A 21,739-nucleotide genomic window follows, 5' to 3' on the forward strand; every position below is an offset into this window, starting at 1 on the left:
GGAATCGGACACGATGGTCCGTTGTAACAGGACACGCGCCAGAGACTCGGCCCTGGCCCAAAGCGACACGACCTGCGAGGGACACGGTCTCTGCGGAAACAAACCTGCTGCGCGAACTCCGCTACTCGGCCTCGGCGTTACTGGCCTTTCCGTTGGGTTGTCGGGGGTGATGTTGGAAGGTCGTTGCGGTATGCCGTTGGTATGCGATACGCGCAAGGGGGAGGGCTCAGGCCCCATGAACAAGCTGCCCGGGAACGGATACGCATGCTGGCAGCGAAGGGCTTGGTGCGGGGCGAGAAGAACACGGCCATCGAGAAGGACCTGCGGGTGAGTGTGCGTTCGGTCGAGCGGTGGCGGCAGGCATGGCGGGAGAAGGGAACCGCTGGCCTGCGTTGTTCAGGGCCGTCCAAGGTCCCGAAGGTCGGCCCGGAGGAGTTCGCCCTGCTGGAGGCGGAACTGCCCCAGGGAGCGGTAGCGCACGGATGGCCGGACGAGCGGTGGACCCTGTCCCGGGTGAGGGCGCTCATCGGCTCGAAGCTCGGGGTGGGGTTGTCTCTCCGCGGAGTGTGGGAAGTGCTGCGGCGTCACGGTTGGTCGTGCCAGCGGCCTGCCCGGCGGGCCGTCGAGCGTGACGAAACGGCCGTCGTGGGCTGGGTGAAGGAGACCCGGCCGTCGGCAAAGCAACTGCGGCGGCGCTCGGGGCCTGGCTCGTGTTTGAGGACGAAGCCGCTGTCTCGATGACGTCGCACCGTGCACGCACCTGGGCTCCCAAAGGCAGGACTCCGGTGGTCCGGTTCAACGGAGCCTCCCGCGGGCGGGTGTCCCTGGCTGCGCTCGCCTGCTACAAGCCGGGCGAGCGCAGCCAGCTCATCTACCGGCCACGGATCCAGGGCCATCACCTGGGCAGTCAGCGGGGTTTCACCTGGCAGGACTACCGTGACCTGCTGGTCCGGGCTCATATCCAGCTCGGCGGGCCCCTTGTGGTGATCTGGGACAATCTCAATGTTCACCGCAGTGCCGGTATCCGCGCATACGCCGCCGAGCACGACTGGCTGACCATCGTCTATCTGCCCACCTACTCGCCCGACCTCAACCCGGTCGAGGGCATCTGGTCCCTGCTGAGACGGGCCGTGACCGCGAATGTCGTCTTCAGCGACCGCGACCAGCTTGTCCAGGCAGTCCGCCGTGGCAAGCGGCGAATCCAACGCGCCCCGCACCTCATCGACGGCTGCCTGGCAGGCACCGGCCTCGCACTCCCGGCCACATGACACGAGCCGACAACCCAACGGAAAGGTCAGTAGGTCGGTAGGAGCTGCTCATGGGCTTGAGGACAACTCCTTCGATGCCTCTCTCCGCCCACGGATCCGACAGCCACTCCTCGATCTGCTCTGCTGACGTCGTCATGGGGCACAACGTCCACGGCGGGCCGAGCTGAAGGTCCCGAAAGAGCTGTTCCAAGATGGCCCGGCGCTCCCGGTAGGGCAGAGCAGTAACGTCTCCCGAACCAGTGTGAATCACATCGAAAACCACATAGTGGGCGGGTTCTCCTGATGCCAGTCGGGCCGCAGCCGCAGCACCGCTGCCTATCCGCTACTGAAGCCGGTCGAACGCAAGCCTCTGACCGGCCCACACGACCAGCTCGCCATCCAATAGCAGCCCCACGGGCAGGCCCCGGACGGCTGCCGCGGAAGCGGAATTAGAGATTCTCGCCGCTATATAAACAACAAGCCTTTGAATTTCTCGATGCGGAGCGCGAACCGCCCGGAAGCTCCCTTTTTATCCCTATGGCGCCTGCGGGTCAGCGTGTTTGTAGGTTGCACGTGCTCGATCATTCCCCCTATGATCCGGCAGGGGATCGGGGTGACTTCCCGAAATACACTGAACTTTATATGGGGGAACAATGCGTTCACTGGGCCGCAGTCGAAAACTGCTTGCCGGTACGGTGGTATCTGCTACCGCGCTGCTGGCCACACTCACTCCGGCCGTGGCGGCGGATAATCCGGCGCAGGATGCCGCCAAGAAGGCCCAGCTGCATGCGCTGCTGGCGGCGATCGATGTGACGGGTTCGGCCCTGGATTCGGGCCAGGAATCCGCGATTAGCAGACACTACGCCCTCCTCGACCTCCTCCGGCAGCAATTCCCCGAGGTGGCCCGGAAGGTGTCCGATCCTCGGCAGTTGGAGGTGACCGCGAAGGAGGCGGTCGTCACCGAGGACGGGGAGATCGTGTCTCCGGAAACCGGAAAGCCGCTCGGCAAGGACGAACTTGCGGCGATCGAGCCTCCTGCCGACGCCCAGGCGAGCGAGCCCTCCGAGGAGCAGGAGACGCCCGAGGAGACGGATGCCGATCCGAACGCCCCCGCGGAGGGCGATGCCGCGCTCGCGGCGGCCGCCGTCCGGGGTGGCAAGTGGAAAATGACCCATATCACCTACACCCATCGCAGCTATTTCGGTAACACGATCTTCAAGTACCACACGTATGCGCGCTTCAATTACAAGGGCGGCAAGGTGCGCGCCTGGGGCAAGCGGTACGACAACACCAGCAATGAGGACAGCGGGGTCGACGTCGGCGGCAGAGTGATGAACCGCAAGTCAAAGGTCCCGGCCTCCTCTGCCACTTCCATCATGAAGCGCAAAGTCACGTTCAAGATCCCGGTCTACGGTGAATACGCGATCGTCTACCCCTGGGCCAAGGTGAAGGTTTACGGCTCCGGCCGGACGAAGATTGTGGACACCGGCGCCTGACGCAGGAAACGTATCTCTCCTCAATGGCGTAAGCCCTCTCCGGCACGTATCAGACATCGTGCCGGAGAGGGCCGCTTTTTGTTCGCTCCGGCTTTGGCTAGGGTGGAGGGCATGCGACGATGTCGGGGAAAGATGTGGCCAAAGGGGTGCCGTGTCGGGAGACGAGCTGCACCGATTCGGACGCCCGGAGGAGGCAGGCACGTACTCCGTCCCACTTGATCTCAGCCGCGTACCCCTCCAGGGGTGGCAGGACCTTCACCGGAGCCGCCAGCATCGGCTTGGGGACGTCGAATTCATCGGGCACACGGCCACGGTCAGGGCCTGCCAGCCACGATGACGGTCGGGCGCGCGGATGCGGCGACTCAATCACCCCGATAGCGGTCTGTCGTCCTCCACGCGATGGCCTCAAGCGTTCTACGGTGGTCAGCCCACCGCGGCCCACGGACCGGGTCGCGGTGGGCATCAACGGCTCGGTCAGGTCCCACATCGCACCAGTGATCACTAATCGGACGGACACATCCGATCAACTGACTTGCCGACCTAGAGACACGCGCTAGGCCCCGTGACCTGTTCTCGTCGTTGGTGTCACTGTCGAGGTCAGCTCTCGACTGGGTACCGGCTGGTGATCGCGACGCGGTTGAATGCGTTCATCAGGATTGCGAGCCAGGAGATGGCCGAGACCTGGTCTGCGGTGAGTACGGCCGTGGCAGCGTTGTAGTCCTCGTCGCTGACGTGTCCGTCCGACACGCGTGTCACCGCCTCGGCCAGGCGGAGGGCAGCGCGGTCGGTCTCGGAGAAGTAGCCGGTCTCTTCCCATCCGGGCAGTACGGCGATCCGGTCGGGGTTTTCGCCCTTCTTCAGGGCGTCGCGGGTGTGCATGCGCAAGCAGAACGCGCACCCGTTGATCTGGGAGATACGGATCTTGAGCAGCTCGACCAGGAGCGGGTCGAGGACCGCTGCGGCAGCGGCCTTTTCCACCTCGGACGACAGGGCGATGAGGGCCTTGTAGGCGGCCGGGTGCTGCTTGCCGATGTTGATCCGCTGGGGGTCGTTCATGGTTCCTTCGATTCGTCGCTCGTTTGCTGTCTCATCAGGGAGACGAGATAGCCCCTGCGGGTGTGACAGCTCAGACGCGCACGAGTTTGTCGGGATTGACGACCCGGCGGTACGCGGTGATCAGACCGTCTGTGATCTGGACCGTGTCCACGGAGTGAACCCGGCCTTCGCGGTGGAACACCAGGGCGAGCTCGCCGCCGACCTCAGCGAAGTCGATACGGTCCGGATGCCACTGGCGCCCGACGCGCACCATGACCTCGGCGATGCGCTCACCGCCGTGGATGAGCTTGCGTGCCGCGGCCACGTTGCCGCCACCGTCGGTGACGAAGACGGCGTCCGGGTGCAGGAGCCTGACCAGGCCGGCCAGGTCCCCGGCCTCGTACGCGGCGCGGAAAACCTCAAGGACACGTTCGCGCTCCGCCTTCGACGCCTGCGGCATGGACTGCTTCGCCTTGGCCACCCGCCGTCGCGCCCGCGAAGCGAGCTGCCGGGCGCCCGGCACGGAGACGTCCAGCACTTCGGCGATCTTGCCGAACTCAAGACCGAAGACATCGTGCAGGACGAAAGCCACCCGCTCCGGCGGGCTCAGCTCCTCCATGATCAGCAGCATCGCCGAGCTGACGGACTCATCGACGAGTACCGGCTGCGAGGCGTCCGGGCCCGTCAGCAGCGGCTCCGGCAGCCACGGCCCGACATAGCTCTCCCGACGGACACGCGCACTCCTGAGAATGTCATACGACCGCCGCGCGGCGACCGTCACCAGCCAAGCCCGCAGGTCACCGATGTCCCGCAGATCCGCTCCGGCGGCCCGCAACCACACATCCTGGGTCACGTCCTCGGCATCGGCCACACTCCCCAGCAGCCGGTACGCCGCACCGAAGACCGCGGGCCGGTGACTCTCCCATCCGGCTCCGAGCGAGTCCTCCTGCTCAGACCACACGGACCCGTGCCCGTCACCCATGCAGATCGCAACCTCCTCCAGCTCGTCCAGCGTAGCCATCCGAACCCGGCCTATCTTTGCGCACACAACGAGCGCAGTCCCGCACCCCTGGCTGCAAGGGCGGGACCGGTCATAAGGAGCCGCCCCGGCGTGCCAGGTGAGATCGCGGTCCAGCCAGTCAGCGAGCCAGGTAGGTGTGCTGGAAGGGGGCGAGGACCGTCATGGTTGCGCCGGACTCGATGACCATGGGCAGGTTGTACAGCTCTTCGGCGATGTGCTGTGCGCAATCGGAATGAGCCCGCCCGTGGGGTGCTGGAACGGGCGGGGTAGAGCCGCAGTCTTCTGCGGCCGATGGCCGGACCCCTTGGCCCTGGTACGGATCCACGTGTCGGCATCGACATGGATCGTCCAGTTCATGGTGAAGCGGACTAGTCCGTCAAGTTCGGCCGGCAGGTCCATCTCTCCGCCTGGGTGACGCAGGCGGGCGTCAGTGGCGTCGAGCATCGGCAGGAAGCAGATGGCGTCGGATATGTACCAGGGGAGCTCTGGCAGGCAGCGTGCCGGGGCCATGCCGGCTGCGTCTGCCCACTTCTCGGGGTCGGCGGTCCATGACGTGTTGAGGCGGACGATCACGTTGGTCTCTTTCGCGTGGGGTGTGGGTACGACGGAGGCCAGGGGCAGCGCGGTCGGCGCTGTTCCTGGCCTCGTTGCCGGTTCTCTGGCCGGGGAGTGTGGTTCAGGCGTGCACGGTGGTGGGTTTGGCGGCGGCGCCGAGCATGGCGGCGCCCATCAGGTCTTGGGGCGTGAGCGGCTTCGCGCCGGATGGAAAAGCGATCTTGCTGTCGTTGCCCTTGATGGTCAGGGTCAGCGGCAGCTCGGCCTTGACCTTGTCGTCGAACTCGGCGAGGCCGGAGACCATGCCGTCGCGGATCGCGACGTCGACGGTGATGTCCTTGTCCGGGACGTCCTTGACGTCGTCGGACATGCGGTCGAAGCGGTCGCCGAGCTGGTCGGCTATCGGCTTGAGGCTGTTGATGAGGTCATTCGCGGTCGTCCTGGCCGACACGGTGACCTTGACGTGGTCGGCGCCTTCCTTCTTGCCCGCGCCCTTGAACTTGGCGTTGGTGCCCAGGCTCTTCTGTATGGCGGCCAGGACCTGCTTCTGGGCCTTCGCGTCAACTTTGTCGTCCTCCGCGCTGGCACCTTCTGGGAAGGATTCGGGGTCGATGACGACCCATTCGCCCTTCAGGCCGCTCTTGACGTTGCCCATGGAGGCCGGGAGCTCGTCGGCCTTCCGGGCCAGGCTCTCCATAGCGGCCGCCCCTGCCATGCTGTCGCCGCTCTCGTCCCCAGGCGGGCCGGTTCACCGAGTTCCTTGAAGTCGGCGCGGGCGTAGACCTTCTTCGCGTCGGTGCGCGCCTCGAGCAGGGGCTTGCCGCCGTTGCGGCTCAGCGCGACGGACCCGGCACCGCTGTCGTCGTCCTTGGAGACGCCCTTGATCGGCTTGCCGTAGCTCACCGCGTAGGACAGCTGGAGCCCGGCCAGTATGTCGGCGTCGCTGCGCTCGAAGTCGGGCTGATCACGCATGGCCGCGTAGACCTGATCTGCGGTGGCATCCAGGCGAATGTCAGCGGCGACAGCGTTCTGCTCGCCGAGCTTGCCGAAGGCGTCGCGGACCTTGGTTCTGGGGCACAGGGCCTGGGGCGGAGGTACTGGACGTCCTGGCCGGGAAGCGTGTTCTCGATATCGGCCCCGGCACGGGCCGCTACCCCGCCTACCTAGCCCGCAACCACGGTGCGCTCATCGTCGCAGTAGAAGCCTCGCCCACCCAGCACATGCGCGCTGTGACTACCTATGGCGATACCCCTGGTGTGCGGTTTGTGGAGGCGGCTGCCGTGGACTTCCTTCGGTAGGAGACGACCCCGGTCTACGACGTTGTGTACTCGGTTCATTGCTTCGGCTACATCGATCTGCACCGGCTCTTGGACGTTCTGGCTCCGCGTGTGAGGGCGGGCGGGAGCCTCGTCTTCTCCGTGTTGCACACGAACTCGGACGGGGTCGAGCCGGAGGTCACAGTCGCTCCGCGGGACGAGACACTCCGCCTGGCCGGCGGGAGTGAGCTGACGGTGCGCATGTGGGTCCTCAGTCCGTTGCTGTGGGAGGACCTCTTGGTCTAGGCGGGCTTCCTCGTGGAGCAGATCACCGTTCTGCGGGCACCGGAGCAGACCGACCCCGTCGCCTGCACACTGATCGTCGCCCGCCGGCAGCCGACGTGAGCTGCTGCGGGCAGCACCGCTCCGGCCGGGCCCGCCTGAGTGGGCCGGCCGGAGCTTACCGAGGGCCAATCGCTAGGGCCTGTCCGACGGGTCTGGCGAATATCCCATCGAGCAGGCCCCTGAACCGTCGGGGGTGCCGGGACGACTTCCTGACGTCAGGTGCTTGTGAGGTCGAGGGCGCGGACGGCGGAGTTGTAGGTGTTCAGCTGCCAGCCACCGGCCCCGGGACTGCACCTCAGTGAAGTGTCGGCTGTGTTGGAGACGTTGGTGCCTGTGTTGAAGGGCGTGTTGCCTGTGTTCGGCATGACGTTCGTGAATTGTGCGCCGTTGGCCGCGTACACGCACTGGTGCAGATTCAGATACCTGCCGCTTGTGAGGTCGAGGGCGCGAACGGCGGAGTTGTAGGTGTTCAGCTGCCAGCCACCGGCCCCGGGACTGCACCTCAGTGAAGTGTCGGCTGTGTTGGAGACGTTGGTGCCTGTGTTGAAGGGCGTGTTGCCTGTGTTCGGCATGACGTTCGTGAATTGTGCGCCGTTGGCCGCGTACACGCACTGGTGCAGGTTCAGATACCTGCCGCTTGTGAGGTCGAGGGCGCGAACGGCGGAGTTGTAGGTGTTCAGCTGCCAGCCACCGGCCCCGGGACTGCACCTCAGTGAGGTATCGGCTGTGTTGGAGACGTTGGTGCCTGTGTTGAAAGGTGTGTTGCCTGTGTTCGGCATGACGTTCGTGAATTGTGCGCCGTTGGCCGCGTACACGCACTGGTGCAGATTCAGGTAGCCCGCAGGAGCAGCGGCTGCCTGTCGAGCAGCCGTGGATGCCGGGGCAGGTGCTGTCATGGACGTGAACGCCCACAGACCTACCGTCGCCATGGCGATTGGCTTCCAGAGGCGTCTGATTACCGACCGAACCATTCCGTGTCCCCTCCTCGCACCCTTGCAGCCCGGCGGCACCGGGCAGCGATGGGAAGCGACTCCAGAGGAGCACGGGCAGCGCAGAGGCGTAATGCCTTGAGCGCTGATTCCACCCTATGAGGCGAAGAACCGACTAAGTGTGCACTTCGCGGCACATTAGCCATCGGACAGGCCCTAGCCCTGCGGACTCTGCTCGACTAGGTTCTGGACGATCTGCCCCGCTACCTGTGCTCGTCTTCGGCCGTGCCGCCGGCGCGTTCCCGCCCCTGAAGCAAACCTGTAGATCAAACGAACGATGGAGCATGGTCGTGCTGGACTTCGATGCCGAGGTCTTCGCCTCAGAGGGATAACCTCGCCCACGCCAAGGTCGTGACCCAGCTCGGAAACTGACAACGACCGCGCCCGGTTCGTTCGGTGGAGCTCATGGTCAGCCGGTGCCCGCCAAGCAGCGTCGCCGCCGCCCGCGACCGGGCCGCCCGAGCGCGGCAGCCCATAAGCCCTGCGCCGCGCGGCGCCCCACCGCTTCACCCTCAGCCCACTCAGCGACGTCCTCACGCACAGATGGCCCGGCTCCACCCCGCCGACCACGGCGGAACGCCGGCGAACCGGTCAACCGCGGGAGGCACGCGCGCTCCTGGCCTCGTCCGTCCCGCCTCGGCCCTGGTCTCGTATGGCTTCCGCCAGGTGACGTGGAGCGCTGTGTAACTGCCGTGGTTCTTGTTTCCTGCGCCGGACCGCCGGTTCATTACAGACGGAATGGGCGACACACATGGCCCTTTAGATCAGTTTTTGTTTTATTCATCCTATCTGTAGCGAAAGGTCGGCCAGGAGCTCTAGCATCAGCTGGTCGGCGGCTTTCCGGCTCCGGGCAGGCTGGGTGCGCGGGAGGTTCTGCGGTGGCGGACAGGGTGAAGTCGACCGAGCAGGAGCGGCTGGAGCGGCTGCGGGCCCAGCTGACGGGAACGGGTGAACCGGACCGGCTGGTGCGGGCGCTGGAGTCGGGCCCGTACGGCAACGTGCTGATCGGCGCGCTGCTGCACGGCGCGGACCGGCTGCGGCAGGGCCGCACGCCCACGGATCTGGAGCGGTTGCTGCTGGACGCGGTCGCTCCGGCGATCCCGGAGGCCGAGATCCGCGAGTGGGGCCGGGTGTACCGGGAGGTGGTGACCGCTCAGGGGCGGGCGGCGCTGGTGCCCGAGGTGATCACGGGGCGGAGCGTGGCTGAGGGATACGCGGTGGCGGACCTGCGCCGGGATTTCTCCCATGTCGTCGACGAGGCGCTGGCGGCTCCCAACGTCCGTGTGGTGGATGCGTTCGAGGCCTCGGAAGAGGGTGCGGACAGCGAGGCGTTCATCGCGGTGTGCAAGGAGCGCAAGCTCGGGATCACCGCGTTCGCCCCGCCCGCCGAACCCATGGCCGCCGCCCCGGCAGCCCAGGAACACACGCCGGATGGGGCCGGTGCGGACCCGGGCGTGGCCGCGTCGTTCCGGGTGAAGCTGGTGCTGGACAGCTTCAAGGTGGAACGGGCGGTCGGGGACCAAGGCGGCGGCAAGGACGAGATCTACTGGACCGCGGCCGCCGCCGGCCAGGGCGCCTACCGCTCAGAAGAGTTCGGTGCGATGAAGAAGGGCCAGACCCGCCACTTCGACATCTACAACAACATCCTCTACGACGCCCCCATGGGCCAGTTCGTCGGCGTGTCGATCCAGTGCTGGGAAGCCGACCAGAGCACCAGCGAATGGGACAAGGCCCTGGTCAAGGCGCTCAGGGAAGCAGCCGCCTCCCTGGAAACGCTCCTGCTCATCGACAGCTTTCTCGGTGTACTGCCCGTCTGGGTCGGGATGAGCTTCGAGATCGGCAAGATGTTCCTGCTCATCGCGGAGAAGCTCCGCAACTACGACGACCTCTCCGCCGAACGCAGCATCCTGATGGACCTCAATCAGCTGGCGAAGATGCACCACAGCGACTCCCCCAGGCACTCCTTTTCCTTCGACGGGGACGGCCGTCACACCCTGAAGATCAGGAGCGAGGGGGATCGGCCCACCTGGCCCGTCGGCACAATCGAGATCACCCGCTTCCCCCTGGGAGATCACGAGAACGGGACCATGGACGCGATCCCGGTGCCACTGGGATGGCGCAGCGAAAGCGCTCCGTGCCTGGTGGCCCACGGCGACACGCTGTACGCCTTCTTCTCCCGCCCCGACGACCAGCACCTGATGTTCAGCCACCTGCAGGGCCCCACCTGGACCGAGCCCGTTCCGGTCGGTGACTTCCACACCGTCCGCCAGCCGTCCGCGGCCGTCTACAACGGCACACTGCGGTGCGCCTTCTCGGACCTTGACGACGACGGTGCCGTCGTCATCAGTGACTACGACGGCACCACCTGGGGTCCCCGCCAGAAGACCGGCGGTAAATCGTGGCTGTACGGCCCGGGTCTTTCCCCCGACGGTTCCGCGGTGGCCTTCTGCGAAGGCAAGCTCGGGCTGTCGGGTGACGACTGGCCCTACACCATCGCCAACGGGCACGAAGCCACAAGCGGGCCGGCCGTCTTCGTCCACGAAGGCAAACTCAAGGTCGCTTACCGCATCTCCACGTTCCCCACGGTCATTCTGGACACCGTCGAACCCGGGCTTTTTGATCATAAACCCCGCTGGAAGAACGATATGCACGGCCCCGGCCTTTGGAACGGCGACACCGATCACGGGCCGGCGGCCGCCGAAGGCGGCGGGCGGGTCTACGTCGCCATCCGCGACACCGAGGGCAAACTGCAGGTGAACAGCGCACTCGCCAATGAGCGTTATTGGTGGATGTTCATCTGGCTGGGCTGGGACACCATCCGCACCATGGACGAGCCCTCCCTCGCCGCTCTTGGCAACCGCATGTACGTCATGTACCGCCGCGCCGAACCGGCTTAAGCCCTGAAGGTCACCGGGGCCGGCCTCAAGGCTCCGCCGAGGCCCGCGCACGCCACCACGCGAGCGAACCACGGCGGAGCCGCCCTGCCCGTGCCGCCGTGCAAGCCCAGACCAAGACGCAAAGGGGGCCGCAGAAACGGATCTTGCCTCGTCCCACTCAGTCTGGCAGAAAGTCCGCAGGCTCCTGGCGACTTGTACCCCAGCACAAGCCATCACCGCCAGCACGCCCGTCCCGCGTGGCTCACCTGCCGTACCCGGGTCGGGCCCGCGGCCTGGAGGGGTTTCTGCCCGTCGAGCCGGAGCTGTGGTCCTCGCGGCTGCACTGGCTCAGGCGTACTTGGCGAGGTCGCTGGCCTGGAGGGCGGCATTGTCGTTGATACCGATGATGTAGCCGTCCGGGTCCCGGAAGTAGAACTCACGCTGGCCATTGTGGTCGGTGACGGTGTCCTTGACGATCTCGGCATGTTGCGCGATGCGGTCGTGCACCGTATCGAAGTGGTCGACGGCGAGGTAGAACATGCCGGTGAAGCCGATCGGCCGGTCGGCCAGGACGGGCAGCCAGTTCTTGAGGTCCGTGTTGCTGTAGAGCATGGCGCAGAACGAGCCGTCGTAGAGGAGCATGTGGATGTCGTCACCGGGGCGGGCGGTGCTGGAGTCCACGTCGAATCCGAGCTTCTGGTAGAACGCGCTGCTGGCGGCGGTGTCCCTGACACTGAGACAGGGGGCAAACGGCATGATTTCCTCCCGGTGCTTTCGAGCCGTGCGAACGTGACGGTCGTTGGAATCGATGGCTTCGGTCTCAGCTGGTGGCGCTGATGCAGAAGGGCTGGCCCGAGGGATCGAGCAGGACGGTCCAGTGCTCCCCGCCGGGCTGGTGGTCGGGCTTGGTCGCGCCGAGCTCCAGCAGCCGCTTCTCCGCCGCCGCGACGTCGTCGAAGGCCAGGTCGAGGTGGAAGGCCAGCTCCTCGGCCGGCCAGTTCGGCGCCTGGAAGCCCTTGGCGGTGTAGAAGACGTACATCGCGTTGCCGTCCCTCACGGGGAAGGCGACCTCGTTGCCGTCCTCGTCGGGGTATGCCTGGCCGGGCTCCCGTCCCAGGGCGGCGGCGTAGAAGGCGGCGAGCTTCTTGCCGTCGTCGGCCCAGATCGCGTACGAGACGACCGAGCCGGCGCCCGGGCCCTTCTTCTCAGCGGAAGCGCTGGTCATGTCGGGTTCTCCATTCACGCTGGATAGTGGCAGACGGCCGGGCCGCCCGCGGACGAAACGGGCGTCTCGCCCGATGTCTCCGACGATAGGAGCGCTTTAGGACACCAAACGTCCTAAAGTCTCGTGGCAGCGGCGGGTACGCGAGATCCCGTCGCCCGTCATCCGCCTCTTGCGGCTGTTCTCGCATGTGCAGGCCCTGGGCGCCTGGGCCGGCACAGAGCCGGCCGGACGCCTGGAGGTCGCCATCCATCCATCAGACGCGACGTCGAGCACCTACGCCCACTGGGCTGCCCCGTCCAGGCCGGGGCCGATGGCAGCCTGGGCGACGACGAGGCCGTCGCCACCGCACTCGGGCGGATGACGGACGGCCGCCCGCAAGGGCGGGCGTAGAGAGGGTGCGGGCAGCTTGGGGCCAAGGCAGAAAGGGCGGGCCCGGGCACTCCTCAACGGCAGGGCCGGTGCGTCTTCAGTCGCGGGAGCCGCTGCCGGCAGCGTGCAGAGTGCGTCGGGCTGTGGTGCGGAGGTGTGTGAGGACGGCGGGGTCGGCGTCGAGGGTGTAGTCGGCGTCGAGGGCTGCGAGGGTCTGGGCGATGCGGGGCAGGGTGTCGGCGGAGCAGTCCACGGTGCAGGTGTTCTCGTCGAGGGGTCGGATGCGGTCGGCGAGGGCCCAGGTCCGGGCGCGGATGCTGTCGGCGGAGGCGTGCACGATGGCGACGGCGCGGTAGCGGACCGGTGCCGTGGCGATCTTCGCCGCCACGTAGGCGGCGGGGTCCGGGCCGGGGTCGGGCAGTGCCCGGGGTGGGACGCGGCGTCCGGTGGGTGAGGGTTGGGTGAGGCGGTCGAGGCGGTAGATGCGCCAGTCGTCGCGGTCGGTGTCGTAGGCGAGGAGGTACCACAGGCCGCCGGAGGCGACGAGGCTGTGGGGTTCGACGCGGCGGCGGGCCGGGGTGCCGTCGCGGGTGGTGTAGTCGAAGGTGACGATCTCGTGGTCACGGCACGCGGCGGCGAGGACGGTCAGGGTGGCGGCGTCGACGCGGGGGCCCCGGCTCTCCCAGGCGATGGTGCTGGTGGCCTCCTGCAGGGCGCCCACCTGGCCGCGCAGCCGGGCGGGCAAGACCTGTTCGAGTTTGACCAGGGCCCGCAGGGCGGTCTCCTCGATGCCGCCGAGCCCGCCGGCGGCGGTGCGCAGGGCCACCGCGACGGCCACCGCTTCGTCGTCGTCGAGCAGCAGTGGGGGCATGGCGGTGCCGGAGGCGAGGCGGTAGCCGCCGGCGTGGCCGGTGGTGGCTTCGACGGGGTAGCCGAGGGCGCGCAGCCGGTCGATGTCGCGGCGGACGGTGCGGCCGGTGACGCCGAGCCGTTCGGCGAGTTCGTGGCCGGACCACTCGCGGCGGGTCTGCAGCAGGGACAGCAGGCGCAGCATCCGTGCGGGCATGTCGGTGGTCATGCCGTCCACTGTGCCGGACTTGAAGGACGTGAGGTGTCCTAAAAGACCCCTAGCGTGGAGGCATGTCCGAGAACAAACCTCTCCTTTCTCCCGCAGAAGCGGTGGATCCGCGTCGTTGGGCAGCCCTGGCCGTCGTCCTGATCGCCGCGTTCATGGACGCGGTCGACGTGACCGTCGTGCACATCGCGATCCCCGACATCCAGGCCGACACCGGCGCCTCGCTGTCGCAGATCCAGTGGATCACCGGCGGGTACGCGCTGGCCTACGCCCTCGGACTGATCACCGGCGGACGGCTCGGTGACCTGTTCGGCCGCAAGAAGGTCTTCCTGCTCGGGATGGCCGGCTTCACGCTCACCTCTTTGGTCTGCGGCACCGCGGGCAGTCCCGAGGTCCTGCTGGCGGGGCGCGTCGCCCAGGGGGCGATGGCGGCGCTGATGGTGCCGCAAGTCCTGTCGATCGTCCACGTCACCTTCCCCAAGAGCGAGCGCGGCAAGGTCTTCGGCATCTACGGCGCCGTCATGGCGCTGGGCACCCTGGCCGGTCCCCTTGTCGGTGCGCTGCTGGTGCAGTGGAACCTCGTCGATCTCGTCTGGCGGCCGATCTTCCTGGTCAACCTCCCCCTGGGCATCGCGGGCCTGATCGCCGGCGCCCTGCTCATCCGCGAGTCGAAGGGCGAGCGGGCACAGCGGCTGGACGGCGTCGGTGTCGTGCTGGCCACGGTGGGTCTGCTGATGCTGGTGCTGCCGCTCACCCAGGGCCGTGAACTGGGCTGGCCGGTGTGGACGTACGTGTCGATGGCCGGTTCGCTGCCGGTCCTGGCGCTGTTCGTGGCCTGGGAGCGGCGTCTGACACGACGCGGCGGCTCGCCGCTGGTGGTGCTGTCGCTGTTCTCCCGCCGCAGCTTCGCCGGCGGGCAGAGCGTGCAGCTGCTGTTCGGGCTCGCCTCGGGGGTCTTCTTCCTCGCCTGGACGCTGTACCTGCAGCTCGGCCTGGGCTTCTCGCCGCTGAAGGCGGGGCTGTCGGGGATGCCGCTCTCGGCGGCGATGATGGCCGGCGCGGGCCTGTCCATGCAGGTACTGGTGCCGCGCTTCGGCCGGCGCGCCCTGCAGGGTGGTGCGCTGCTCGCAGTGGCCGGGATGCTGCTCTTCGTCGCCTTCGCCTCCGGTCACGGGCAGGACATCGCGCTGTGGCAGACCATGGTGCCGCTGATCCCGATGGGCCTGGGCATGGGGCTGATCGTCGCACCGCTGACCGACCTGGTGCTGTCCGAGGTGCCGCACGAGCACGCCGGTTCCGCCTCCGGGCTGACCAACACCACCATGCAGCTCGGCCAGGCCGTCGGCGTCGCCCTGTCCTCGGTGGTCTTCTTCGGCCACCTCGGCCCCGGCGACCCGGCCGCCCAGGCCCACAAGATGCCCGACGCCTTCAGCGGATCCCTGTGGTACGTCGCCGCAGCCTTCGCTGCCGCGTTCGCCCTGCTGTTCACCCTGCCCCGCCACGCCGGGGCGTCCTCCGCGGACGGCGCGCCGGAACACACGGAGAAGAAGAAGCAGGAACCACAGCTCATCTCCTGACAGCCCCATTCCTGCCACCCGTACGGATCTCACCAGGGCCCACCCGGGCCCAGCCCGGGACACGCTGCCCTCAGATCCCCGAGAGCTCCCTCATCCCCCCGGGCCGGCGGCTGCCCCAGCCGGTCCCGCCCCTCTCAGCGAAAGGCTACTTCCATGAGCTTCATGTCCCCCGGTTCGGTCGTCTGGTTCGAGATCGGCACCGCCGCCCCCAAGACGGTGCAGGACTTCTACGGCCCCCTCCTCGGCTGGACTTTCGAGGTCGATCCGGACTCCTCCGTCGACGGCCGCACCTACACCCGCGTCATCGCCCCCGGCGCACCGTGGCCGATGGGCGCCGTCCAGCAGGGTGACACCGGCGGGGAGGTCATCAACCTCTCCATCCTGTCCACCGACGTCGCCGCCGACGTCGACAAGCTCACCGAGCTCGGAGCCGACATCGTCGTCCCAGCCACCGCGGTCGGTGACGTGACGGTCTTCGCCCGCCTGAAGGACCCGCGCGGAAACACCTTCTCCCTCTTCTCCCGTGGCACCTCCGAGGACCTGGCCGAGCGGGCCCAGGCCACCGAGGAACACATGGAAGCATCCGCCTACCGGCCGCAGCCCGGCTCCATGGCCTGGTTCGAGATCGGCACCACCGACCCCCAGACCACCATGGACTTCTACGGCAAGGCGTTCGGCTGGCGCTTCGAGAAGGACGAAACGGCGGGCGGCAAGCCGTACTTCAACATCTTCACCGGCGGTGACTGGCCCGCGGGCGGACTGTGGGACCACAGCTCCAGCGCGGACGGCGGCGACTACATGATGCCGTCGATCCTCGTCACCGACGTACCCGCCACCGCCGCCGCGGCGACGGATGCGGGGGCCCGCATCGAAGCCGGCCCGGAATCCAACCCCGACGGCCTGGTCTTCGCCCGCCTGCTGGACCCGCACGGCAACCACTTCGGCTTGTTCTCCCAGCCCACCCACACCTCCTGACCCCCTCCGGGCGGAGCAGCCCTCCGGCTGCTCCGCCCCGGCCCGCCGCCCCAAGACACTCGGCAAGACACCCAAGGAGATCCTGATGAAGATCGCACTGCTCGGCACCGGCTTCGGCGAGGCCCACGCCGCCGTCTACGCCCACCGCCCCGACGTCACCGACGTCGTCGTCTTCGGCCGCACCCCCGCGAAGCTGAAGAAGTTCGCCGACGAGTACGGCTTCGCCACCACCACCGACCTGGACGCCCTGATCACCGATCCGTCGGTGGACCTGGTGGACATCTGCCTGCCCACCCACCTGCACGCCGAGGTGGCCGTGCGCGCGATGGAAGCGGGCAAGGACGTCCTGATCGAACTGCCCCTGGCCACCACCCTGGACGATGCCCAGCGCGTCATCGACACCCAACAGGCCACGGGCCGAGAGGCGTTCGTGGACATGTTCTCCCGCTTCAGCCCCGCCAACACCTACCTTCGCGAAGCCGCCGACGACCAGCGGTACGGCACGCTGCTGTCACTGGAGACGGAAAACCGCACCGCCCTGCTATGGCCCGGCTACAACCTGGGCCTGGACTCGATGGCGATGGACGCGATGCACGGCGACTTCGACTTCATCACCAGCCTCCTCGGCACCCCCGACACCGTCCACGTCACCGGCACCGAAGCACCCGACGGACGCGGATCGGCGGCCGACGTCACCCTCGGCTACCCCCACGCCTCCGCCCGGTGCAGCGCCTCCTCCCTCATGCCCCAGCCGTACGCCATGCGCGGCGGCTACCGCGCCACCTTCACCGGCGCCGTCCTGGAACACACCACCGCCGCCGGCTTCACCGGCCAGGGCAGCAGCACCCTGACCGCCTACACCGCCGACGGCGAGCACGTCATCGACCTGCCCGACGGCCACGCCTACGCCTTGATGATCGACCACGTGCTCGCCTGCCTCGCCGGCCGCGAGAAGAACCGCATCGAACCGGCCACCGCGCTGAAGGCCCTGCGCCTGACCCTCGACGTCCACCACCGGCTCACCAACCCGCCTGCGGCCCAGCAGTCCTGACCGGAGAACCGAACCCATGAGCAGCACCCCCGTTCCCACCGTGCCGATCAGCGGCGGCGCCGCCATGCCGATGATCGGCTTCGGCACCTGGCAGCTGTCCGGTGAGGACGCCTACCGGGCGGTTTCGACCGCGCTGGAGGCCGGCTACCGGCACATCGACACAGCCGTCGGCTACGTCAACCACCGCCAGGTGGGCCGGGCCCTCGCGGACAGCGGCATCCCGCGCCACGAGGTATTCGTGACCACCAAACTGCTGCCGAACAGCGCAGGACGAGAACGCCAGGCACTGGAACGGGCCGTGGACCAGCTCGGTGTGGCATACGTGGACCTGTGGCTGCTGCGCCACCCGCCCCGCCAGGACCCGCTGCCCGCCGTATGGCAGGCCATGGCGGAACTGGCCGACGAGGGCACGGCCCGAGCCGTGGGGGTGAGCAACCACACCACCGCCCTGATCGACACCCTCATATGGGAAACCGGCCGCACCCCAGCCGTCAACCAGGTCGCCTTCAGCCCCGCCCGTTTCGACCCCCAGCTCCTGGTCGAGCATGCCGAACGCCGCGTGGCCGTCCAGGGCTACAGCCCGCTGCGCCACACCGATCTGAGCCATCCGGCGCTCACCGCGCCGGCCGCCCGGCTCGGCGCGACCCCAGCACAGGTGGTCCTCGCCTGGCACCTGGCCCGGCGGGTGACCACCCTGCCGTCCTCCACCCGGCCCGACCACATCCGCGACAACCTGACCGCCGCCCAGCTCACCCTCAGCGCTGCCGAACTCCACACCATCGACACTCTCGACCAGCACACAGCCGCACTCTCCGCCACGCCCGGACCATAGGATCAACGCCATGGTCGGCCTGCTCAGGCCCCCGCACAGTGAGATCGTGATCATCCTTGCCCGCGCGCACAGCCTCAAGGGCGGGCATCTCGCTGCGCATCCCCAAGGGGGTGATCACGGTGTTCACCGGGGTGTCCCGTTCCGGCAAGTCCTCGGTGGTCTTCGACCCCGGCGTGATGGTGGCTGTCAGCCAGGCCGAAGGCCGCCGCTGCTGCACTCTGGAAGGCGCCAAACTCGTCATCCAATCGAGGCCCGATCGAGCCTGCTTGCAGGTACGGGCGTTTGACAGCGAACCCAGTCGCTTCGGCCTTTCTGACAGTGAATCCAGTCGGACGGGTGAGGGCGGAGAGGAGCACCAGTGCCCAGAACGAGCCGCGCCAGCCGGTGTACTGACCGACGAACGAGCCGATCGGCACGCCGATGACGTCGGCCGGCGTGCGACAGGCTCACGTTCAGGTCGGCGGCCGGGCGCGGAGACGAGCTGCGGAAGCGGCGGGCGACGAAGGGGGCTGCGGAGCAGGGGACTTGGTGGCAGGAGCCGCTGTCGTCGCTCGTTGCTGCGGGAGGACAGGGCGGGTGACGATCGCCTGACGTGCCGGCCGCTGATGAGCTACGGACCGGTTATGGCATGCGGATGCTGCGTGTGACTTCCGCAGCGCCACCCAAGTGGACCAGCAGCCCTGACGCGTCGTGCCGTGCGGTGGCGGTGATCGTGGAGGGACTGCCGAGGGAGTCACCCATGTCGACTGCGATGTCGCTGATGCCCTGGCCGGCCAGGTGTGCAGCGAGGCACGCGGTGCTGTTGGCGTTGGCGATGTCTTCCGCGACGCCGATCGACGGGGCGAACATGCGGGCCGCGACGCGGCCGGTGGGCGTGGGCACCGAGTAGGCGTAGCAGCCCAGGAAACCGAGACGGTCACAGGCGGCACGGAGCCGTTCGAAGTCCGGGCTGAGGGTGGTGAGAGCGGACCGCGTAGTAAGGGGAACCAGCAACCGCGACCGCCCCACTGAGGCGGCGCGGATACCAGGAGCGAGTGTGCCCGAGGTGACACCGAGTGCGGGCAGGACAAGGTCGCACTCGGTCGCTGTGGGCCTGCGGAGGTCTACGGGACCGGGATCGAAGGCGGCATTGACCTGTGTGTTCTCCCGTACGGACCAACCAGGGAATACGCGCCCTGCCGCGTGGATGGTGGCTCGGTATTCCCGGCCCCCGGCGCGCTCGGCCAGGAAGGCCAGAGCGGCAACCGTCCCATGACCGCACGCGGGCAGTTCTCCCTCGGCGGTGAAGAAGCGGAGGGATACGACCGGACCGCCTCGTCGGCTGTCGTGCACCGACACGAAAACGGCGTGCGAGGTTCCCATCCGAACCGGCACACGACGGCGTTCATCGTCACTCAACGGCGCCTCGTCCAGCACCGCGGTGGGACTACCGCCTTGGCCGTCGCGCAGACACGCGCGGACGATCGTGACGGGCAGACCGTGCCGACTCATCGCAGTGCCGTGATCCTTGCGCCGGACCAGCGTCCGCTTCCCCCGCCCACCGCCGGCTCCACCTTCATACCTCCGCAGGATTCTGATCGTTCTGCTCTTGCGCCTGCGCCCAGGTGATCGCCCATTCGTTGAGCGGTTGCAGGGCGTGACCGAGTGCCGCCCCCAGGCGAGTGAGTTCGTAGCCGTCGGCTGAGGGGGCGATGATCCCGTTTGTCGTGAGTTCGCGAAGCCGCTGGTAGAGGACGCTGGATGACAGTCCCTCGCACCGTGCCAGCAGCGTGCGGGCGCCGAGCGGGCCCGCACGCAGCTCCCAGAGAATGCGCAGCGCCCACCGACGGCCGAAGAGGTCCATCGCGGCCATGATCGGACGGCCGGTCGTCGATCCACGAACCGGCGTTCCTGGGCGCGGTGTCGGCATGACCCTCCTTGTGTTTCGTTATTCGAAACACTAGCATCCGTGCCGTGTTTCGAATTTCGAAACAAACTCAACGGGAGCGCTGATGTCGCGAACAGCCCTGCTGGAACCGCCGTACACCGACCCGGCCGGCGCGCTGCTCGCGCGCATGATGCCCGGGGACGTGCCGCCGATCGGACTGTTCCGGATGTTCGCCAAAAACCTCCCGATGGCCGGCGCCATGCACTGATGGGGGGGCGCCGTCCGCAGCGTCGGGTACTCCCTGGGCAGCGCCATCGGCGGCCCGATCCTCGCCGCGGGCACCGGCCCCGGCCACCTCTTCCCCGATGACAGCGCCTACACCACCGCGGCGCTGGTCGGCATCGGCACCATGGCGATCACGACGCTGACAAGCCTCGATCTCGCCCGCCGACGCTCGTCCGAGACCAACCCGTAAGTCAGATGCACTCATCCCAACACTGGAGGTTCCATGCCCAAGGGCTACTGGGTCAGCGTCTACCGCACCATTTCAGACCCTGAGAAGCTGGCCGCCTACAACAAACTGGCCGCTCCGGCCGTCCAGGCCGGGGGCGGTCGAACCTTCGTTTGTGGTGGTCGGGTCGTCGCACACGACGCTGGAATCGCCGAGCGCACCGTCCTGGTCGAGTTCGACAGCTTCGAGCAGGCCGTCGCGGCGCACGTGAGTGCGGCCTACCAAGAGGCGCTGGTCGCCCTGTCCGACGGCGTCGAGCGCGACTTCCGCATCGTCGAAGGCATCGACTGACCGAGGTCCAGTCGGACACCCGACTTAGTCGCCGCAGGTCAGCATCCTGCGCCCGACTGCCTTCGCCCGGACGACTGCGCCGGCGCCGCGGCTTACCCCTGGTGAGGAGTGGTGTGGCTCCCGCGGCGCCTCGCCTCACCTCAGTGCTTCCAGGAGCTGGCGTTCGCGTTCGGCACTCAGGCCGGACCGGCGGGGCCGGTCCAGACCCGCTTCCCGCTCCCAGCGCAGGGTCTGCTCCAGCAGCTCTGTCAGGGGGCGGTGCCGCAGGCCGGCCGCCGTCGCCGCAGCGCCGTTGCGGGCACAGAAGCCGGCCCAGTCCGGGTCGGCCACCCATAGCGCGAGCGACTCCGGGCCCATGGCCTGCACCACCTTCTGCCCGAGCAACCAGTCGTCGTCCGCCTCCACCACCGGCCCGGTGTGCCCGCCGATCTTGCGCGACAGGGCGACCCACTCCCCGAAGGGCACAATCGGGCCGACCGCGTTGTACGTTCCGGTCGTCCCCTTCTCCGCACAGTCGAGCAGCCAGGCGGCGAGGTCTCGCGCGTCGATCACCTGCGTCGGCCTGTCCGGGCAGGCCGGCACCAGCAGCGGGGCCAGCGGCTCGCGGGCGGCGCGGGCGACCCAGTACCCGGATCGGCCGCTGTGGTCGCCGGGACCACCGATCAGTCCCGCACGCGCAATGAGAAGCCGGTCTCCCACTGCGGCTGCCGCAGCTTCCTCGCAGGCCACCTTGGCCTGCCCGAACTCCCCGTGGCCGACTGTGTCCCGCTCGGTCGCCGGGAGCAGTTGCGCCGACTCGTCCGCGTTCGACTGCGCATGCGAGGCATAGGCGCTGACCGACGACACGTACGCCCAGTGGCGCGCCCGCTCGCCGAGCGCCGCCAGCGCCGCGCGGACGAAGCCTGGCTGCCAGGACACCTCGACCACGGCGTCCCAGTCCCGACCCGCCAGGCTCTCGTACGCCGACGGCTCGTTCCTGTCGGCGACGACCAACACCGCGCCCTCGGCTGTCTCGCCGCTCTCCCCACGGGCCAGACAGGTCACCTGATGCCCATGCTCCAGTGCCTGCCGCGAGAACTCGCGGCCCACCCACGCCGTTCCACCCAATACCAAAATCTTCATAACGCTCACTCAACATGAACTGTG

Annotated in this window: 25 protein-coding genes and 1 pseudogene; 11 read left to right on the plus strand and 15 right to left on the minus strand. The window is 68.0% G+C overall.

Annotated features, from left to right (window positions below; translation table 11 throughout):
* The first annotated feature begins 201 nt into the window (after positions 1 to 201).
* Together AB8O64_RS02840 and AB8O64_RS02845 are read left to right on the plus strand one after the other, a co-directional pair.
* Positions 202 to 741 (plus strand): winged helix-turn-helix domain-containing protein, encoded by a 540-nt coding sequence (locus tag AB8O64_RS02840; protein ID WP_370417685.1) that lies wholly within the window; start codon positions 202 to 204, stop codon positions 739 to 741.
* On the plus strand, positions 738 to 1,268 hold the full coding sequence (locus tag AB8O64_RS02845; RefSeq protein ID WP_370417686.1) for an IS630 family transposase: 531 nt from the start codon (positions 738 to 740) through the stop codon (positions 1,266 to 1,268). Before AB8O64_RS02840 ends, AB8O64_RS02845 begins: the two co-directional genes overlap by 4 nt.
* Here AB8O64_RS02845 and AB8O64_RS02850 read toward each other — a convergent pair.
* Positions 1,219 to 1,587 (minus strand): hypothetical protein, encoded by a 369-nt coding sequence (locus tag AB8O64_RS02850; RefSeq protein WP_370423771.1) that lies wholly within the window; start codon positions 1,585 to 1,587, stop codon positions 1,219 to 1,221. The two genes, AB8O64_RS02845 and AB8O64_RS02850, sit on opposite strands and share 50 nt — an antisense overlap.
* A 313-nt stretch (positions 1,588 to 1,900) precedes the next feature.
* Between AB8O64_RS02850 and AB8O64_RS02855 the strand changes: the two genes are divergently transcribed.
* Positions 1,901 to 2,743, plus strand: a complete 843-nt coding sequence (locus AB8O64_RS02855; protein WP_370417687.1) for a hypothetical protein — start codon at positions 1,901 to 1,903, stop codon at positions 2,741 to 2,743.
* Positions 2,744 to 2,840: 97 nt separating this feature from the next.
* Here AB8O64_RS02855 and AB8O64_RS02860 read toward each other — a convergent pair whose 3' ends face one another.
* The 7 genes and pseudogenes from AB8O64_RS02860 to AB8O64_RS02890 form a co-directional block, all read right to left on the minus strand.
* Positions 2,841 to 3,017, minus strand: coding sequence for a hypothetical protein (locus tag AB8O64_RS02860; protein WP_370423772.1), 177 nt, complete (start codon positions 3,015 to 3,017; stop codon positions 2,841 to 2,843).
* A 115-nt stretch (positions 3,018 to 3,132) separates the two neighbouring features.
* Positions 3,133 to 3,260 (minus strand): annotated as a pseudogene (locus AB8O64_RS02865) (IS5/IS1182 family transposase); the annotation flags it as partial.
* A gap of 80 nt (positions 3,261 to 3,340) precedes the next feature.
* Positions 3,341 to 3,799: a carboxymuconolactone decarboxylase family protein gene (locus AB8O64_RS02870; protein ID WP_370417688.1), complete on the minus strand. Its 459-nt coding sequence runs from the start codon at positions 3,797 to 3,799 to the stop codon at positions 3,341 to 3,343.
* A gap of 70 nt (positions 3,800 to 3,869) precedes the next feature.
* The gene (gene sigJ / locus AB8O64_RS02875) at positions 3,870 to 4,760 is read right to left on the minus strand and encodes an RNA polymerase sigma factor SigJ (RefSeq protein ID WP_370423773.1); all 891 of its coding nucleotides are present in this window, start codon (positions 4,758 to 4,760) and stop codon (positions 3,870 to 3,872) included.
* A 198-nt stretch (positions 4,761 to 4,958) separates the two neighbouring features.
* Positions 4,959 to 5,372: a hypothetical protein gene (locus AB8O64_RS02880; RefSeq protein WP_370417689.1), complete on the minus strand. Its 414-nt coding sequence runs from the start codon at positions 5,370 to 5,372 to the stop codon at positions 4,959 to 4,961.
* 103 nt (positions 5,373 to 5,475) lie between these two features.
* Positions 5,476 to 6,051, minus strand: coding sequence for a hypothetical protein (locus tag AB8O64_RS02885; RefSeq protein ID WP_370417690.1), 576 nt, complete (start codon positions 6,049 to 6,051; stop codon positions 5,476 to 5,478).
* Complete coding sequence (locus AB8O64_RS02890) at positions 5,985 to 6,326, minus strand: hypothetical protein (RefSeq protein ID WP_370417691.1); 342 nt, start codon at positions 6,324 to 6,326, stop codon at positions 5,985 to 5,987. The genes AB8O64_RS02885 and AB8O64_RS02890 overlap by 67 nt, the downstream gene beginning before the upstream one ends.
* Positions 6,327 to 6,484: 158 nt before the next feature.
* Here AB8O64_RS02890 and AB8O64_RS02895 point away from each other — a divergent pair, with 158 nt between their 5' ends.
* On the plus strand, positions 6,485 to 6,652 hold the full coding sequence (locus AB8O64_RS02895) for a class I SAM-dependent methyltransferase (protein ID WP_370423774.1): 168 nt from the start codon (positions 6,485 to 6,487) through the stop codon (positions 6,650 to 6,652).
* A 518-nt stretch (positions 6,653 to 7,170) separates the two neighbouring features.
* On the opposite strand, the gene AB8O64_RS02900 is transcribed toward AB8O64_RS02895, so the two are convergent.
* Entirely contained in the window at positions 7,171 to 7,770 is a 600-nt protein-coding gene (locus tag AB8O64_RS02900) for a hypothetical protein (RefSeq protein ID WP_370417692.1), read from the minus strand.
* A gap of 1,052 nt (positions 7,771 to 8,822) precedes the next feature.
* Between AB8O64_RS02900 and AB8O64_RS02905 the strand changes: the two genes are divergently transcribed.
* Positions 8,823 to 10,841 (plus strand): hypothetical protein, encoded by a 2,019-nt coding sequence (locus AB8O64_RS02905; protein ID WP_370417693.1) that lies wholly within the window; start codon positions 8,823 to 8,825, stop codon positions 10,839 to 10,841.
* Between the two features lie 327 nt (positions 10,842 to 11,168).
* Here the strand turns inward: AB8O64_RS02905 and AB8O64_RS02910 are convergent, their stop codons facing one another.
* The 3 genes from AB8O64_RS02910 to AB8O64_RS02920 all read right to left on the minus strand — a co-directional run bounded on the left by AB8O64_RS02910 (position 11,169) and on the right by AB8O64_RS02920 (position 13,492).
* A complete protein-coding gene (locus AB8O64_RS02910; RefSeq protein WP_370417694.1) occupies positions 11,169 to 11,576 on the minus strand; it encodes a VOC family protein in 408 nt (135 codons plus the stop codon).
* 64 nt (positions 11,577 to 11,640) lie between these two features.
* Positions 11,641 to 12,045, minus strand: a complete 405-nt coding sequence (locus AB8O64_RS02915; protein WP_370417695.1) for a VOC family protein — start codon at positions 12,043 to 12,045, stop codon at positions 11,641 to 11,643.
* Between the two features lie 466 nt (positions 12,046 to 12,511).
* Positions 12,512 to 13,492: a helix-turn-helix transcriptional regulator gene (locus AB8O64_RS02920; RefSeq protein ID WP_370417696.1), complete on the minus strand. Its 981-nt coding sequence runs from the start codon at positions 13,490 to 13,492 to the stop codon at positions 12,512 to 12,514.
* A 62-nt stretch (positions 13,493 to 13,554) separates the two neighbouring features.
* Between AB8O64_RS02920 and AB8O64_RS02925 the strand changes: the two genes are divergently transcribed.
* The 4 genes from AB8O64_RS02925 (at position 13,555) to AB8O64_RS02940 (ending at position 17,924) form a co-directional block, all read left to right on the plus strand.
* Positions 13,555 to 15,066, plus strand: coding sequence for an MFS transporter (locus tag AB8O64_RS02925; protein WP_370417697.1), 1,512 nt, complete (start codon positions 13,555 to 13,557; stop codon positions 15,064 to 15,066).
* A 153-nt stretch (positions 15,067 to 15,219) separates the two neighbouring features.
* Positions 15,220 to 16,041, plus strand: a complete 822-nt coding sequence (locus tag AB8O64_RS02930) for a VOC family protein (RefSeq protein ID WP_370417698.1) — start codon at positions 15,220 to 15,222, stop codon at positions 16,039 to 16,041.
* Between the two features lie 85 nt (positions 16,042 to 16,126).
* Positions 16,127 to 17,092, plus strand: a complete 966-nt coding sequence (locus tag AB8O64_RS02935; protein WP_370417699.1) for a Gfo/Idh/MocA family protein — start codon at positions 16,127 to 16,129, stop codon at positions 17,090 to 17,092.
* A gap of 16 nt (positions 17,093 to 17,108) precedes the next feature.
* Complete coding sequence (locus AB8O64_RS02940; RefSeq protein ID WP_370417700.1) at positions 17,109 to 17,924, plus strand: aldo/keto reductase; 816 nt, start codon at positions 17,109 to 17,111, stop codon at positions 17,922 to 17,924.
* Between the two features lie 621 nt (positions 17,925 to 18,545).
* On the opposite strand, the gene AB8O64_RS02945 is transcribed toward AB8O64_RS02940, so the two are convergent.
* Together AB8O64_RS02945 and AB8O64_RS02950 are read right to left on the minus strand one after the other, a co-directional pair.
* Complete coding sequence (locus AB8O64_RS02945; protein WP_370417701.1) at positions 18,546 to 19,415, minus strand: PhzF family phenazine biosynthesis protein; 870 nt, start codon at positions 19,413 to 19,415, stop codon at positions 18,546 to 18,548.
* A 64-nt stretch (positions 19,416 to 19,479) separates the two neighbouring features.
* Positions 19,480 to 19,776 (minus strand): winged helix-turn-helix transcriptional regulator, encoded by a 297-nt coding sequence (locus AB8O64_RS02950; protein WP_370423775.1) that lies wholly within the window; start codon positions 19,774 to 19,776, stop codon positions 19,480 to 19,482.
* 139 nt (positions 19,777 to 19,915) lie between these two features.
* Here AB8O64_RS02950 and AB8O64_RS02955 point away from each other — a divergent pair, with 139 nt between their 5' ends.
* Positions 19,916 to 20,059 carry a hypothetical protein gene (locus AB8O64_RS02955; RefSeq protein ID WP_370417702.1) on the plus strand — a complete coding sequence of 48 codons (144 nt, stop codon included), beginning with the start codon at positions 19,916 to 19,918 and terminating at the stop codon, positions 20,057 to 20,059.
* A 240-nt stretch (positions 20,060 to 20,299) separates the two neighbouring features.
* Positions 20,300 to 20,593 (plus strand): DUF1330 domain-containing protein, encoded by a 294-nt coding sequence (locus tag AB8O64_RS02960; protein ID WP_370417703.1) that lies wholly within the window; start codon positions 20,300 to 20,302, stop codon positions 20,591 to 20,593.
* 135 nt (positions 20,594 to 20,728) lie between these two features.
* Here AB8O64_RS02960 and AB8O64_RS02965 read toward each other — a convergent pair whose 3' ends face one another.
* Positions 20,729 to 21,715: an NAD-dependent epimerase/dehydratase family protein gene (locus AB8O64_RS02965; protein ID WP_370417704.1), complete on the minus strand. Its 987-nt coding sequence runs from the start codon at positions 21,713 to 21,715 to the stop codon at positions 20,729 to 20,731.
* Positions 21,716 to 21,739 lie beyond the last annotated feature (24 nt).

The organism is Streptomyces sp. QH1-20, from assembly GCF_041283565.1.
Lineage (GTDB): Bacteria > Actinomycetota > Actinomycetes > Streptomycetales > Streptomycetaceae > Streptomyces > Streptomyces syringius.

Excerpts from the sequence above, each read along its gene's own strand:
- AB8O64_RS02840 (WP_370417685.1), top strand. The coding sequence starts at position 202 with ATGCGATACGCGCAAGGGGGAGGGCTCAGGCCCCATGAACAAGCTGCC.
- AB8O64_RS02845 (WP_370417686.1), top strand. The coding sequence starts at position 738 with ATGACGTCGCACCGTGCACGCACCTGGGCTCCCAAAGGCAGGACTCCG.
- AB8O64_RS02855 (WP_370417687.1), top strand. The coding sequence starts at position 1,901 with ATGCGTTCACTGGGCCGCAGTCGAAAACTGCTTGCCGGTACGGTGGTA.
- AB8O64_RS02860 (WP_370423772.1), bottom strand. The coding sequence starts at position 3,017 with ATGCTGGCGGCTCCGGTGAAGGTCCTGCCACCCCTGGAGGGGTACGCG.
- AB8O64_RS02870 (WP_370417688.1), bottom strand. The coding sequence starts at position 3,799 with ATGAACGACCCCCAGCGGATCAACATCGGCAAGCAGCACCCGGCCGCC.
- sigJ (WP_370423773.1), bottom strand. The coding sequence starts at position 4,760 with ATGGGTGACGGGCACGGGTCCGTGTGGTCTGAGCAGGAGGACTCGCTC.
- AB8O64_RS02885 (WP_370417690.1), bottom strand. The coding sequence starts at position 6,051 with ATGGAGAGCCTGGCCCGGAAGGCCGACGAGCTCCCGGCCTCCATGGGC.
- AB8O64_RS02890 (WP_370417691.1), bottom strand. The coding sequence starts at position 6,326 with ATGCGTGATCAGCCCGACTTCGAGCGCAGCGACGCCGACATACTGGCC.
- AB8O64_RS02910 (WP_370417694.1), bottom strand. The coding sequence starts at position 11,576 with ATGCCGTTTGCCCCCTGTCTCAGTGTCAGGGACACCGCCGCCAGCAGC.
- AB8O64_RS02915 (WP_370417695.1), bottom strand. The coding sequence starts at position 12,045 with ATGACCAGCGCTTCCGCTGAGAAGAAGGGCCCGGGCGCCGGCTCGGTC.
- AB8O64_RS02920 (WP_370417696.1), bottom strand. The coding sequence starts at position 13,492 with ATGACCACCGACATGCCCGCACGGATGCTGCGCCTGCTGTCCCTGCTG.
- AB8O64_RS02925 (WP_370417697.1), top strand. The coding sequence starts at position 13,555 with ATGTCCGAGAACAAACCTCTCCTTTCTCCCGCAGAAGCGGTGGATCCG.
- AB8O64_RS02930 (WP_370417698.1), top strand. The coding sequence starts at position 15,220 with ATGAGCTTCATGTCCCCCGGTTCGGTCGTCTGGTTCGAGATCGGCACC.
- AB8O64_RS02935 (WP_370417699.1), top strand. The coding sequence starts at position 16,127 with ATGAAGATCGCACTGCTCGGCACCGGCTTCGGCGAGGCCCACGCCGCC.
- AB8O64_RS02940 (WP_370417700.1), top strand. The coding sequence starts at position 17,109 with ATGAGCAGCACCCCCGTTCCCACCGTGCCGATCAGCGGCGGCGCCGCC.
- AB8O64_RS02945 (WP_370417701.1), bottom strand. The coding sequence starts at position 19,415 with ATGAGTCGGCACGGTCTGCCCGTCACGATCGTCCGCGCGTGTCTGCGC.
- AB8O64_RS02950 (WP_370423775.1), bottom strand. The coding sequence starts at position 19,776 with ATGGCCGCGATGGACCTCTTCGGCCGTCGGTGGGCGCTGCGCATTCTC.
- AB8O64_RS02955 (WP_370417702.1), top strand. The coding sequence starts at position 19,916 with ATGTCGCGAACAGCCCTGCTGGAACCGCCGTACACCGACCCGGCCGGC.
- AB8O64_RS02960 (WP_370417703.1), top strand. The coding sequence starts at position 20,300 with ATGCCCAAGGGCTACTGGGTCAGCGTCTACCGCACCATTTCAGACCCT.
- AB8O64_RS02965 (WP_370417704.1), bottom strand. The coding sequence starts at position 21,715 with ATGAAGATTTTGGTATTGGGTGGAACGGCGTGGGTGGGCCGCGAGTTC.